The sequence below is a fragment of the Marinomonas mediterranea MMB-1 genome, from assembly GCF_000192865.1.
Classification (GTDB): domain Bacteria; phylum Pseudomonadota; class Gammaproteobacteria; order Pseudomonadales; family Marinomonadaceae; genus Marinomonas; species Marinomonas mediterranea.
This window is the reverse complement of the sequence record NC_015276.1, coordinates 4,406,054-4,420,295: the sequence shown is the minus strand read 5'-3', so window position 1 is coordinate 4,420,295 and position 14,242 is coordinate 4,406,054. Positions and strand designations below refer to the sequence as shown.

Genomic DNA, 14,242 nt, shown 5'->3' with positions numbered 1-14,242 from the left:
CAAATATATATTCGAGAGGCCTCATGGACAGTAGTGTTCATTTAGATAACGTTGTAATGCAATTCGGTGATTTTACAGCGGTTCAGAAAACAGACCTTAAAATAGAGTCAGGTGAGTTTTTTAGCTTTTTAGGTCCCTCCGGCTGTGGCAAGACGACAATTCTTAATATGATTAGTGGGTTTCTTGACCCGACTCAAGGTGTTGTTCGCATCGGTGGTAATGACATGCGTGGCGTACCAGCCAACAAGCGTCCAACGTCAATGATTTTTCAGAATCTTGCTTTGTTCCCATTAATGACCGTTGCTGAAAATATTGAGTTTGGGCTTGAAGTTCGAGGTGTCTCTAAAGCTGAGCGAAAGAAAACCTCGGATCGCCTACTTGAGTTAGTTGCTCTAGAAGGAAGTGGAACTAAAAAGGTATCTGAGCTTTCAGGAGGTCAGAAGCAGCGTATTGCCATCGCGCGTGCTTTGGCTGTTGAGCCGCAAGTATTGTTGTTAGACGAACCTTTATCAGCATTGGATCTTAAGCTGCGTCAGCATATGAGAACGGAGCTTAAAGAGATTCAAAGAAAAACAGGCATCACCTTTATCTATATTACTCACGATCAGGGTGAAGCATTGACGATGTCTGACCGCGTCGCAGTAATGTCGGCAGGTAAACTGCAACAGGTTGCTGACCCTATTACATTGTACCGCGATCCAAAAACTGCATTTGTGGCGTCGTTTGTCGGCGAGAATAATGGCATTACTGGTACCGTATTAAGTTCTGATGGAACCACTGCCACTATTGATGCGGGTGAACTTGGTCCATTATCCGGTCGATGTCAGTCTGTTCTTGAAAATGGAAGTCGAGCTACGTTGTTTGTTCGCCCTGAACAGTTGCATCTAAATGGAGAAGGCAATAATCACTTAGCTGCGAAAATTGATGAAGTGAATTTCGAAGGTTCATATCTAACATTGAACTCTATTTTGTCAACTCAGAAGGCAATCTCTGTGCAGATGGGAGCGAACCAATATTCTGAAGATTTCTCTCATGGACACGAATTACAGTTGTCTTTTAGTAGTCAGGACGCGGTTGTTATCGCAGGAGAGGCAGACCATGTATAACCAGCTCAAAGATCGCTTCGGCGGACCTTTGTCAGTTGGTATAGTTGCGCTTATCGCAATATGGCTGATTGGCATGGTGATTTTGCCACAACTCCTAATGGTGGATTATTCCTTCCGTCCAAATCTCTTGCCTGCCGAAGTGGGCAGCGAGAAGGATGTTTACTCATTAACGAATTATGAAACGCTATTTAATAATGGCATTCATATGACCATCTTCTTTAAAACAATTTGGTCGAGTGTGTTGGTCACGTTTCTCACTTTGGTTGTCAGTTATCCTCTTGCGTTCTATTTGGCAAAGGTTGCGACGCCGAGACAAGCTGCGCTTTGTTTGTTGCTTCTGATTATTCCTTTTTGGATCAATGAAATTCTGCGTACATTTTCTTGGTACATTATTCTGGCTTATAAAGGCCCATTGAATGCGTTGCTTCTTGGTTTGGGATTGATTAATCGTCCAATTCGTTTTTTATCGGGTGATGGCGGTGTCATGATAGGTATGGTGTATGCCTACATTCTATTTATGATTTTTCCTATCTATAACGCAATTGAAAGTCTGGACACAAACCAAGTAAAGGCGGCACGTAGTTTAGGAGCGGGCTGGATTCGTACTCACTATCGAGTAATCATTCCTCATGCTAAACCAGGTATTGCGACTGGGTGCATTATGACCTTCATGTTGGCGGCTGGTAGCTATGCGGTTCCCGCTTTGCTGGGCTCTCCTGGCAGTCGTTGGTTTACTCAGATTATCTATAACTGGTTCTTTGAGGGCGGCGATTGGAACCAAGGTGCAGCGTATGCCTTCTTATTACTTATTATTTGTATCAGCTTTATTGGTTTAGTAATGAAAGTGTTTAAAGTCGGATTGGGGGACATTGCACGATGAAATCGGAAACCCTCTTTAAATATGCCGTGCGTTTTTATATCGGCTTCTTCTTTTTATACTTATTTACCCCTCTGATTGTAATGGGTCTGGCGACTTTTAATGACAGCCGATTCCCGACGGTATCTCCTTGGCGAGGTTTTACGCTGAAGTGGTTTGAAGCATTGGCTCAAGATGGTGGTATGTGGGCCGCATTATTGAACAGTGTCATTGTTGCTGCTGGTGTTCTAATTGTGGCCGTTCCGATCGGAGTATGTTGTGCACTTTTCTTGTCTACCGTACAAGGGAAAGGCAAGACGTTCATTTACTCGTTAATGATGTCTCCTTTACTTACGCCTGGGGTTATCGTTGGTATTTCAACGCTGATCTTTTGGAAAGGCTTGTCTGTAAGTGGTGGTATTGTTCTTACGGTTATTGCACAAACGACATTTATCGCGGCTTACGTTATGTTGATGGTCCTTGCGCGGCTTCAACGGTTCGATCGAACATTGGAAAACGCAGCTTTGAGTCTAGGTGCTACGCAGTGGCAAGCCTTTAGACGCATTTTATTGCCTTACTTAAAACCAGCGATATTTTCTGCTGCAGCCATTGCGTTTCTTCAATCGTTCGAGAACTACAATACGACCTTGTTTGTGAAAGGGTACGATACGACGTTAACTGTGTATATTGCGTCGAAAGTAAGAACGGGGCTTACACCGGCAGTCAATGCTTTGGGTCTAGTTATGATTTTACTTACAGTCGTGCTGGCCGTTGTTTATGAAATAAAGCGTCGACGCGAGGCGGAAGCTCGAAATCGCGCTTAGTTTAAGAATGCTATCGTTATTAAAGTAGTAATAAGAGAAGTGCTATTTGTTTGAAAGTAGCAAGCTGTTCAAAAAAGCGCCTAAAAAGGCGCTTTTTATTTGCTTTCGTTTGCTTTTGTACAAATGTTGAACTAAAACTACTGCCCACGGACAAGAATATTACGGATGAATGACTTTTTTATTAAAAGTTTAAAAAAGTACTTGCGTAAAAAAATCTGGAAGGTAATATACGCACCCACTGACACGGAGAGCCACTCAGAACAACGAGTGACACACTAAGAAGAACACTTCTTAAGATGATCCAGTCAGTACGCTCTTTAAAATAGATAATCAGATAATTTGTGTGGGCGCTCGCTGGAGACTTCTAAAAAATTAAAGTCTTTGATGAGTGAACACGTCAATTCGCTTTACGGTCTTTCAGCTTAGGTTGGAAGGCAATAGTTAAAGTCAGACGTTATTCATGAGTTAGAGCAAATTCTTTTAACTGAAGAGTTTGATCATGGCTCAGATTGAACGCTGGCGGCAGGCTTAACACATGCAAGTCGAGCGGAAACGATGATAGCTTGCTATCAGGCGTCGAGCGGCGGACGGGTGAGTAACGCGTAGGAATCTGCCTAGTAGAGGGGGACAACATGTGGAAACGCATGCTAATACCGCATACGCCCTTTTGGGGAAAGGAGGGGATCTTCGGACCTTCCGCTATTAGATGAGCCTGCGTGAGATTAGCTAGTTGGTGGGGTAAAGGCCTACCAAGGCGACGATCTCTAGCTGGTCTGAGAGGATGATCAGCCACACTGGGACTGAGACACGGCCCAGACTCCTACGGGAGGCAGCAGTGGGGAATATTGGACAATGGGGGCAACCCTGATCCAGCCATGCCGCGTGTGTGAAGAAGGCCTTAGGGTTGTAAAGCACTTTCAGAAGTGAGGAAGGGTGCTTGATTAATACTCAAGTACTTTGACGTTAGCTTCAGAAGAAGCACCGGCTAACTCTGTGCCAGCAGCCGCGGTAATACAGAGGGTGCAAGCGTTAATCGGAATTACTGGGCGTAAAGCGCGCGTAGGTGGTTTGTTAAGTCAGATGTGAAAGCCCAGGGCTCAACCTTGGAATTGCACCTGATACTGGCAGGCTAGAGTACGGTAGAGGGATGTGGAATTTCCTGTGTAGCGGTGAAATGCGTAGATATAGGAAGGAACATCAGTGGCGAAGGCGACATCCTGGACTGATACTGACACTGAGGTGCGAAAGCGTGGGGAGCAAACAGGATTAGATACCCTGGTAGTCCACGCCGTAAACGATGTCTACTAGCCGTTGGTCGATTTTAGATTAGTGGCGCAGCTAACGCGATAAGTAGACCGCCTGGGGAGTACGGCCGCAAGGTTAAAACTCAAATGAATTGACGGGGGCCCGCACAAGCGGTGGAGCATGTGGTTTAATTCGAAGCAACGCGAAGAACCTTACCTACTCTTGACATCCAGAGAACTTAGCAGAGATGCTTTGGTGCCTTCGGGAACTCTGAGACAGGTGCTGCATGGCTGTCGTCAGCTCGTGTTGTGAAATGTTGGGTTAAGTCCCGTAACGAGCGCAACCCTTATCCTTATTTGCTAGCAGGTGATGCTGAGAACTCTAAGGAGACTGCCGGTGACAAACCGGAGGAAGGTGGGGACGACGTCAAGTCATCATGGCCCTTACGAGTAGGGCTACACACGTGCTACAATGGCGCATACAGAGGGCGGCGAACTTGCGAAAGTAAGCAAATCCCAAAAAGTGCGTCGTAGTCCGGATTGGAGTCTGCAACTCGACTCCATGAAGTCGGAATCGCTAGTAATCGTGGATCAGAATGCCACGGTGAATACGTTCCCGGGCCTTGTACACACCGCCCGTCACACCATGGGAGTTGATTGCTCCAGAAGTAGCTAGCTTAACCTTCGGGATGGCGGTTACCACGGAGTGGTCAATGACTGGGGTGAAGTCGTAACAAGGTAGCCCTAGGGGAACCTGGGGCTGGATCACCTCCTTAAACGATAAGAAGCTCTGGTGAGCGTTCACACAAATTATCTGATGGCTATGAGTTCTCATAGCAACCTATCTTAAAAGTGTTTTAGAACAGAGTTCTAAGCAAGAAGTTTGACTGATTTACTCATCAAGCATCTGACTTAGTGCTTTGCACTAAACTTGCTCTTTAACAATATGACTTTTTGAAATAGACGATAATCAAGCGTCAAACCGGTGGATTGATATTCGGATCTCTTAATTCCTTCTGAGATTTGAGTAAACAATCTAACAATCGTAAATCCAAAGAGGTACAAAAGCTCTTTGGTATGTAGTTCAATGTTTCTGATTCAGTATTACTGAATGAGATCATTTTGGGTTATATGGTCAAGTGACCAAGCGTGCACGGTGGATGCCTTGGCAGTCAGAGGCGATGAAGGACGTGGTAATCTGCGATAAGCTTGGGGGAGTCGATAAACAGACTTTGATCCCAAGATTTCCGAATGGGGAAACCCACCCGCTTGCGGGTATCGTAACGTGAATACATAGCGTTACGAGGCGAACGAGGGGAACTGAAACATCTAAGTACCCTTAGGAAAAGAAATCAATTGAGATTCCCTTAGTAGCGGCGAGCGAAAGGGGATTAGCCCTTAAGTTGATTTGGTGTTAGTAGAAGACTCTGGAAAGGGTCGCCATAGTGGGTGATAGCCCCGTATACGAAAATGCCTTATCAATGAAATCGAGTAAGACGGGACACGTGATATCCTGTTTGAATATGGGGGGGACCATCCTCCAAGGCTAAATACTCCTGACTGACCGATAGTGAACCAGTACCGTGAGGGAAAGGCGAAAAGAACCCCAGTGAGGGGAGTGAAATAGATCCTGAAACCGTGTACGTACAAGCAGTGGGAGCCGACTTAGTTCGGTGACTGCGTACCTTTTGTATAATGGGTCAACGACTTATTTTCAGTAGCAAGGTTAAGCATGTAGTGGAGCCGTAGGGAAACCGAGTCTTAATAGGGCGTTTAGTTGCTGGGAATAGACCCGAAACCGGGCGATCTATCCATGAGCAGGTTGAAGGTTGAGTAACATCAACTGGAGGACCGAACTCACACACGTTGAAAAGTTTGGAGATGACTTGTGGATAGGAGTGAAAGGCTAATCAAGCCCGGAGATAGCTGGTTCTCCTCGAAAGCTATTTAGGTAGCGCCTCGCGTATTGCCGTTGGGGGTAGAGCACTGTTTGGGCTAGGGGGTCATCCCGACTTACCAACCCCATGCAAACTCCGAATACCAATGAGTATGAGCGCGGGAGACACACGGCGGGTGCTAACGTCCGTCGTGGAAAGGGAAACAACCCAGACCGTCAGCTAAGGTCCCAAAGTTACAGTTAAGTGGGAAACGATGTGGGAAGGCTTAGACAGCTAGGAGGTTGGCTTAGAAGCAGCCACCCTTTAAAGAAAGCGTAATAGCTCACTAGTCGAGTCGGCCTGCGCGGAAGATATAACGGGGCTAAACTGTACACCGAAGCTACGGATACTAGTTTACTAGTATGGTAGAGGAGCGTTCTGTAAGCCGTTGAAGGTCAAGCTGTAAGGCAGGCTGGAGGTATCAGAAGTGCGAATGTTGACATGAGTAACGATAAAGGGGGTGAAAAACCCCCTCGCCGGAAGACCAAGGGTTCCTGTCCCATGTTAATCAGGGCAGGGTGAGTCGGCCCCTAAGGCGAGGCTGAAAAGCGTAGTCGATGGGAAACAGGTTAATATTCCTGTACCGATGTATATTGCGATGGAGAGACGGAGAAGGCTAGGCCAGCGCGGCGATGGTTGTCCGCGTTTAAGGTTGTAGGCTGAGGGTTTAGGTAAATCCGGACCCTCTTAAGGCTGAGAATTGATGACGAACCCTCTTTTGGGTGAAGTGGTTGATGCCATGCTTCCAGGAAAAACTTCTAAGCTTCAGATATACATAGACCGTACCCCAAACCGACACAGGTGGTCAGGTAGAGAATACCAAGGCGCTTGAGAGAACTCGGGTGAAGGAACTAGGCAAAAATGGCACCGTAACTTCGGGAGAAGGTGCGCCGGTTAGGGTGATGAGACTTGCTCTCTAAGCTTTGATCGGTCGAAGATACCAGGTGGCTGCGACTGTTTATTAAAAACACAGCACTCTGCAAACACGAAAGTGGACGTATAGGGTGTGACGCCTGCCCGGTGCTTGAAGGTTAATTGATGGGGTTAGCGTAAGCGAAGCTCTTGATCGAAGCCCAAGTAAACGGCGGCCGTAACTATAACGGTCCTAAGGTAGCGAAATTCCTTGTCGGGTAAGTTCCGACCTGCACGAATGGCGTAACGATGGCCACACTGTCTCCACCCGAGACTCAGTGAAATTGAAATCGCAGTGAAGATGCTGTGTATCCGCGGCTAGACGGAAAGACCCCGTGAACCTTTACTATAGCTTCACAGTGAACTTTGAACCTACTTGTGTAGGATAGGTGGGAGGCTTTGAAACTTGGACGCCAGTTCAAGTGGAGCCAATCTTGAAATACCACCCTGGTATGTTTGAGGTTCTAACTCAGGTCCCTTATCGGGATCGAGGACACTGTGTGGTGGGTAGTTTGACTGGGGCGGTCTCCTCCCAAAGAGTAACGGAGGAGCACGAAGGTGCGCTCAGCATGGTCGGAAATCATGCATAGAGTGTAAAGGCAAAAGCGCGCTTAACTGCGAGACAGACACGTCGAGCAGGTACGAAAGTAGGTCTTAGTGATCCGGTGGTTCTGTATGGAAGGGCCATCGCTCAACGGATAAAAGGTACTCCGGGGATAACAGGCTGATACCGCCCAAGAGTTCACATCGACGGCGGTGTTTGGCACCTCGATGTCGGCTCATCACATCCTGGGGCTGAAGCCGGTCCCAAGGGTATGGCTGTTCGCCATTTAAAGTGGTACGCGAGCTGGGTTTAGAACGTCGTGAGACAGTTCGGTCCCTATCTGCCGTGGACGTTTGAGATTTGAGAGGAGCTGCTCCTAGTACGAGAGGACCGGAGTGGACGAACCTCTGGTGTTCCGGTTGTCACGCCAGTGGCATTGCCGGGTAGCTATGTTCGGACGGGATAACCGCTGAAAGCATCTAAGCGGGAAGCCTCCCTCAAGATGAGATCTCACTGGAACTTTAAGTTCCCTAAAGAGCCGTTCGAGACTAGGACGTTGATAGGTTGGGTGTGTAAGGGTTGTGAGGCCTTGAGCTAACCAATACTAATTGCTCGTGAGGCTTGACCATATAACACCAAAGTGGTTTTGAGAAAGACTGCGAAGTGCATATGAATTTACGACGCTCTTGATGAGAGAGTGGGTTTGAAGTTTGATTAGAGTTATTTCAAAAAGCATTGTTAAAGCACGCTGATTGCGTTGAGCGATTAAATCTATGAATTAGATTGAAAAAGCCAGCAGAATCAGTAAGATAAGCCAAGTAACGAACTTGTGTGTTTTGGGAAGAGATCAGAGAAACAATCGATCACCCAGAACGAACACATCCCAGTTTGCTTGACGATCACAGAGGCGTTGAACCACCTGATCCCATCCCGAACTCAGAAGTGAAAAGCGCCATCGCCGATGGTAGTGTGGGGGATCCCATGTGAGAGTAGGTCGTCGTCAAGCTTCTAATACAGAAAGCCCTGATCAGAAATGGTCAGGGCTTTTTCTGTTTTTGGACTGAACCAGACCGAGAATCTTGCAAGCAAATACCCTCCTAAAAGTGCGTAAAATTCAATTATCTACTTGTAGATATAGAGTATTTCCTCCTCTTACAAAGGGGAGCGGGCATAAAGCCTCGGACTCTAGAAAGCTTTCTTAAATACTCCCTTAATACTCTCTTAAGTATTCTCTTCTAATATTATTAAAATTCGCACTCTATTCTAATTGGGAGAGAAAAATGCGCCTTCCTGGCCTACTGCTGGTTGTAATATTACTGCTTGTTCCGAGCTATGAGTTTTATACTCTTGCAGGTCAATATCCTATCACGCCTTTAATCAGCCAATATTTTGGTGTTGCTGCGATTGTCGCGATGGGCTTTGTTCAATTAATGGCAACCCGATTAACAGGGCTTGAATCTCTATTCGGTGGCATGGATCGAATTTATATTTTCCACAAATGGCTAGGGATCAGTGCGTTGGTCCTCGTTTTATTGCATGACAACATTGATCCCGATATTCGGGGGTTGAAAGGCGGTAATCTAGCCGACTTCGGCGAGAGTCTGGGTGGTTTTAGTTTAGACGCCTTACAAGTTCTTTTATTAGTGACTGTACTCACAGCCATTCCCTATAACTTGTGGAAACTGAGTCATAAGTTAATGGGCGTCATGTTTATCTGTGGTGTTTTGCATTTTGTCTTTATTCCAAAGCCGTTTGAGATAACTAGCTTTGTTGGCGTGTACACGATGGTATTTGGTGTAGTGGGTACCTTGAGTTACTTCTATTGCTTAGGCTTTCGTATTTTTATGCGTAAGCATCATCGATATCAGGTCACAAAAGTAGAGCGTAGAGGAAGCAGTGTCGCTGTTACGCTTGCTCCCTTAGATAAAAAACTGAAGCATTATGCAGGGCAGTTTGCTTTTGTTAAATTTAATAAGCCTAATTTGTCGGAAGCTCACCCATTTACCATCAGTAAAGCCCCAGATTCTGATGGTTTAGTGCGTTTCACGGTGAGTGCATTAGGTGATTATACCAAGCGCTTCCAATCTGAAATCTCAGTTGGGACAAAGGCTACCTTATCTAATGCCTATGGCAACTTCCTAATGAAGCGAACCAAGCAACCTCAAGTATGGGTTGCCGGTGGTGTTGGTATAACACCATTTGTTGCATGGGCGAATGCTCTCGGCAAAGAGCAAGAAGTCCACCTATTCTATTGCTATAGGAAAGAACGTGATGCAATCCATTTGGACGAGCTAAAGACAATCGCTCTCGAAAAGCCAAACCTTAAGCTGCATTGTATCGATTCGTCTCAAGGTATGCGTATTAATGCAGAACTAATTAGAAGTAAGCTGCCTACAAGCTGGCCTAAAGTATCCGTATCGTTCTGCGGATCGAAGAGCATGCGCAGAGACTTACTGCTTAACTTGCGAAAGCTAGGGCTAAATGGCCGCCGTTTTCACTATGAAGAGTTTGAGATTCGTTCGGGGATTGGTTTAACACAGCTGATATCTTGGGGAACGATGCAATTTAAAATGCGTTTTCCTCTGTCGGAGTCAAGGTTTCGAGTACTGTGGGATAGGGCTTGGGAGCAAACTGTAAAGCGCGTAGAGTCGTGGTTACAGTCGTAACGTACAAGCACATACACATTTGCTTTATTTAGAGAAGGTCACCGTAGATACAGTGACCCTCTCTAATGAACGGGTTTGCTTTCGCAAGAAGACTTTATTATCTATTACTGTTAGTCGATTTTGAACTTACTAACGTTTTCTATTAGCTCACTCGCGTAACCATTTAAGGTAGCCGCTTCTTTCGTATCTTTTTGCGCTTCATCTTCGAGTTCAACAGCAAGCTCACGAATCGCTTCGGTATTGGCGTTAATTTCTGCCGTCACTGTGGCTTGTTCTTCGGCGGCTGTTGCTATTTGTGCCGCCATATCGCTGATGTGTTGAATGGAGTCTGCTATTTCTCCAAAACTGGTACTGGTGTTGTTACTGTCTTCGACACTTTCAAGAGCTTGTTCATGGCAGGCTTGCATTGCGTTAACTGCTTTTGAAGTTGAGTCATGCAGTCCGATAATCATCTGATTGATCTCTTCAGTCGATTGATGTGTTTTCTGGGACAGTACACGTACTTCATCGGCTACGACGGCAAAGCCACGCCCTTGTTCTCCAGCTCGTGCAGCTTCAATTGCAGCATTCAGTGCCAACAAATTGGTTTGTTCGGCAATATCATTAATGGTAGACACAATATGATTAATTTTATCGCCCTGAACACTGAGATCTTCAACTATTTGACTAGCAGAGGAAATTTCAGACGATAAGTTATTAATTGAATTTTTACTTTTCTGAGATAAGTCGTTACCTTTTTGGCTTATTTCAACACTCGATTGGGCATTTTGATCGGTTTGTTCTGCATTGCTGGCGATATCCGCTGTCGCTGTTGCCATCTCATTGAAAGCAGTCGACAGCATCACGATTTCGTCTTGTTGATGCTTCGCTCTTTTCAAGCGCTCTTGGGTCGATGTGGCCATGGCATTGGATTGGGTTAACACCTCGTTAGAGAGTAAGTTAACGTTGTAGACGATATCGCGCATTTTCTTAACGAACTTATTGAAACTGTCCGCAAGTTGTCCCACTTCATCTTTACTGTTTGATTCGATACTGACTGTTAGATCGCCTTGACCTTGGGCGATACTCGTCAGCGCATCCGAGACACGCACTAAACTACGTAAAAGTCGGGTGATAACAAGGCTGAGGATGAAGATAGCAACTATGATCGTCACAATCGCGATAATGATCTGATAGATTAGCACTTCCCGCGCTGGCGCCATTAATACGTCTTCTTGATTCATTAACACAAGGTACCAATTGCTGCCAGCGACACTCGATACGGATGTTAAGTAGTTTAGGTTATTATAATCAACGGAAAGGAGGCGTTCTTGATCAACAAACTGAAGCAGCTGATTGATGCTAATGTTAGGCAGTAGCTGGTTTAGTGGCGCATTGTTTAACGCATCGTTTTTATTGGCAATGATGGTGCCTTCACCTGAAACCAAAAATGCGATGCCATTTCCAGGCACTTTAATAGACAGAACACTGTCGTTAATACCGTCTAAAGGGAGCGTTGCAGTCACTACCCCCTGCTTGTTATTAGTGACGACTTTCTTCGAAACAAAGGTGATAAGCAAACCGCTTGATGCGCCAACGGTCGGAGCACTTATTACGGTATTTGACTCGTTAATAGCGCCTTTATACCAAGGTCTGATGCGAGGGTCGTATCCCGCCTTTGTATTGAGGCCAATATTGCGGTATGTATCTCCATCCTCCGTGCCATAAAGTACAGAACGAAAGCCACCAGAAATCACTGTGGTTTTAATTTGATCGATGATTTCTTGCTCAGAACTAACCCTTTCAATAGCGTCTGCAAACGCGTTAATGGCCGCTTTTTTCTGCTCTATCCATGATGCGATCGTCCCCGCATTACTCTTTGCATATAAGAAGCTAGATGTCGTGATGCTTTCTCTTATTTGAAGTCTCAGGCTGTAGGCCGTAACGTACGTTTGAATGACGGTTAGGATGATCACAATGATGCAACTTATTAAGAGTATTTTGCGAGTAAGAGACATTTTGGGTTCCTCTAAATCGGGAAATTTGATGTTAAAGCGACAATTATCTTGGTAAACCGACTATTAATTGTCGCTTGAGGCGATCATCTCGTTAGAAAATCAAGGTCTAGCGAAGATGTGAGCGAATTAGCCATTCACCTCCCTCTGTAAGGTTTACTCACAACGAATGGCTAAGGAAGGTACGAATAAGTCCATTACCTCTAGCGTTACCTGTACTTTCCCTAATTATTAATATAGCAGTGTTTATATGACTAATTGGTGAAATGGAAAAATCTACGTTCAAGGCATACTGTGTGATGTGTGAGTAAAGGCGTTATACTCAATGATCTATTCATAACGAGTCTTATCAGTTTAAGGAAAAATTCCGTGAGGCCGATTTCAAATCATCTAGGGGACTACCTAGAAGAATCTGTTTATATTGACTGGCGTGAGCCAGCTATTACTCAAAAAGCCAAAGAATTGGCTCAAAACTGTCAAGGTGAGCGAGATGTGGTTAAGCGTTGCTTTGAATTTGTGCGAGACCACATTCGTCACAGCTCTGATTACAAAGAAAACCCAGTGACCTGCAAGGCATCCGAAGTTCTAAGCTATGGAACAGGCTATTGCTACGCAAAGAGCCATTTGTTGGCGGCGCTATTAAGGGCCAATGCGATTCCTACAGGATTATGCTATCAGCGCCTGACTATTAACGACGACAGCCCACCATATTGTTTACATGGCTTGAATGCAGTGTATTTAAAAGATCATGGCTGGTATCGAATGGATGCGCGCGGCAACAAGCAGGGTGTTGATTCTCAATTTACGCCTCCTATGGAGCAACTGGCTTTTCTCCTTAAAACCCCAGGAGAACACGATTTCGAAACGATCTACGTTGAGCCAGTGCAAGAAGTCGTGACCATATTAACGACTAGCCAAACTTATCTTGATGTATTGGAAAACCTGCCTGATGTGGTATCCCTGTAGGAGAATAGAGGGGCTTGGGTTACTTTGAAATAACGATTTTACGCACTGGTAGAGAGCGTAATGTTTCACCTCTTGCAATACTTTTAAATAGTAATGATAATCTTTATTTTTTATGGGTGATTTGCTTTTGAGGGAGTAGGTGCTAAGGCAAGTCGTTATTATAGTATTGCCTTAGTCATAGGTGCCTAATGTCTGAACCCCCAAGTCTTACTCGTATTGAGAAAGTACTGGATTACATTCACACTCATCTGGACGAGTCTATTTCCGTGGCCAGTTTGGCTTCAAAGAGCTGCTGGTCGCGTTGGCAATTTCAAAGGGTCTTTGGTGATGCGACGGGTTTAACTGTCGCGCAGTATGTGCGAGAACTCCGGCTTAGCTTGGCAGCAGAGCTCCTAATTAGTTCAACGGCACGACACCTTGATATAGCACTTGATTGTGGCTTTGAATCCGAAGTCAGCTTTAATCGTGCATTTCGTCAAATGTTTGGTTGTACGCCAGGGCAATACCGACGCCAAGGTCTGCGCCGTGGTTTAAGAACACCATTGCAATATGTATCACCTGATAGATATCCTTCAGTTACGTCAAAACTTTATGCGCAAATCAGAATAGAAACTCGTGAATCATTCAATGTATTTGGTGTGCACAATACGATACATGGGCCTTTTTCTTCTACGCCGGACTTTGCCTCCAAGGTACCTCGTATCTGGCGGGACTTGCAGCGTAGCAAGTCAACTCACGTCGATGGTGTCGATGAAGTCGGCGTGATTGATGCTCGCTATGAAAGCAGTCCAGACGAGTTGTGTTATTGGGCGGGCTATCAAGGGGGGTTAAATGAAGATCTTTCAAATTACGGTGCGAAGGCCCTCACTAAACTAACGATTCCACAACAGGAATACGCAGTTATTCCTGTATTCGGTAATGTTAGGAATTTAGAAGCCGCTGTGCGTTGGTTTATGTTTCATTGGTTGCCAGATTCAAATTATTTGGGGATAAATGGCTTTGAACTAGAGCAGTATGGTCGAAACTACAGCCCAGAGTTGGATAGTAGTTATATGGAATACTGGCTTCCTGTTATCCCTCGTCAGCAAGAGCAGGAAATGACGTTGTAGCGGACTGTTTTTGTGAGCATGCACCAAATTGTTAAGTCGAGAAAGCGCCCAACACATAAAATGAGATTCATTCTCAATAAAGTA

Annotated in this window: 7 protein-coding genes and 3 rRNA genes; 9 read left to right on the top strand and 1 reads right to left on the bottom strand. The window is 45.4% G+C overall.

Features of this window, described 5'->3' with window-relative positions; genetic code table 11:
* Nucleotides 1-23 precede the first annotated feature (23 nt).
* The 7 genes from MARME_RS20115 (at nt 24) to MARME_RS20085 (ending at nt 10,089) form a co-directional block, all read left to right on the top strand.
* Nucleotides 24-1,106 (top strand): ABC transporter ATP-binding protein, encoded by a 1,083-nt coding sequence (locus MARME_RS20115; RefSeq protein WP_013663112.1) that lies wholly within the window; start codon nt 24-26, stop codon nt 1,104-1,106.
* On the top strand, nt 1,099-1,986 hold the full coding sequence (locus tag MARME_RS20110) for an ABC transporter permease (protein ID WP_013663111.1): 888 nt from the start codon (nt 1,099-1,101) through the stop codon (nt 1,984-1,986). Before MARME_RS20115 ends, MARME_RS20110 begins: the two co-directional genes overlap by 8 nt.
* Entirely contained in the window at nt 1,983-2,786 is an 804-nt protein-coding gene (locus MARME_RS20105; RefSeq protein ID WP_013663110.1) for an ABC transporter permease, read from the top strand. Before MARME_RS20110 ends, MARME_RS20105 begins: the two co-directional genes overlap by 4 nt.
* 481 nt (nt 2,787-3,267) lie before the next feature.
* Nucleotides 3,268-4,806 (top strand): 16S ribosomal RNA (locus MARME_RS20100).
* Nucleotides 4,807-5,163: 357 nt separating this feature from the next.
* A 23S ribosomal RNA gene (locus MARME_RS20095) occupies nt 5,164-8,052 on the top strand.
* A 262-nt stretch (nt 8,053-8,314) separates the two neighbouring features.
* Nucleotides 8,315-8,429 (top strand): 5S ribosomal RNA (gene rrf / locus MARME_RS20090).
* Together the 16S, 23S and 5S rRNA genes form the textbook arrangement of a ribosomal RNA operon.
* Before the next feature lie 274 nt (nt 8,430-8,703).
* Complete coding sequence (locus tag MARME_RS20085; RefSeq protein WP_013663109.1) at nt 8,704-10,089, top strand: ferredoxin reductase family protein; 1,386 nt, start codon at nt 8,704-8,706, stop codon at nt 10,087-10,089.
* Between the two features lie 110 nt (nt 10,090-10,199).
* On the opposite strand, the gene MARME_RS20080 is transcribed toward MARME_RS20085, so the two are convergent.
* Nucleotides 10,200-12,086, bottom strand: a complete 1,887-nt coding sequence (locus MARME_RS20080) for a methyl-accepting chemotaxis protein (RefSeq protein WP_013663108.1) — start codon at nt 12,084-12,086, stop codon at nt 10,200-10,202.
* A 366-nt stretch (nt 12,087-12,452) separates the two neighbouring features.
* Between MARME_RS20080 and MARME_RS20075 the strand changes: the two genes are divergently transcribed.
* Together MARME_RS20075 and MARME_RS20070 are read left to right on the top strand one after the other, a co-directional pair.
* Complete coding sequence (locus MARME_RS20075) at nt 12,453-13,049, top strand: transglutaminase-like domain-containing protein (protein WP_013663107.1); 597 nt, start codon at nt 12,453-12,455, stop codon at nt 13,047-13,049.
* Between the two features lie 188 nt (nt 13,050-13,237).
* Entirely contained in the window at nt 13,238-14,158 is a 921-nt protein-coding gene (locus tag MARME_RS20070; protein ID WP_013663106.1) for a helix-turn-helix domain-containing protein, read from the top strand.
* Nucleotides 14,159-14,242 lie beyond the last annotated feature (84 nt).

What these genes read in the sequence shown, in the direction of transcription:
- MARME_RS20080 (WP_013663108.1), bottom strand. Translation starts at nt 12,086, where the DNA reads ATGTCTCTTACTCGCAAAATACTCTTAATAAGTTGCATCATTGTGATC.
- MARME_RS20070 (WP_013663106.1), top strand. Translation starts at nt 13,238, where the DNA reads ATGTCTGAACCCCCAAGTCTTACTCGTATTGAGAAAGTACTGGATTAC.
- MARME_RS20115 (WP_013663112.1), top strand. Translation starts at nt 24, where the DNA reads ATGGACAGTAGTGTTCATTTAGATAACGTTGTAATGCAATTCGGTGAT.
- MARME_RS20105 (WP_013663110.1), top strand. Translation starts at nt 1,983, where the DNA reads ATGAAATCGGAAACCCTCTTTAAATATGCCGTGCGTTTTTATATCGGC.
- MARME_RS20110 (WP_013663111.1), top strand. Translation starts at nt 1,099, where the DNA reads ATGTATAACCAGCTCAAAGATCGCTTCGGCGGACCTTTGTCAGTTGGT.
- MARME_RS20085 (WP_013663109.1), top strand. Translation starts at nt 8,704, where the DNA reads ATGCGCCTTCCTGGCCTACTGCTGGTTGTAATATTACTGCTTGTTCCG.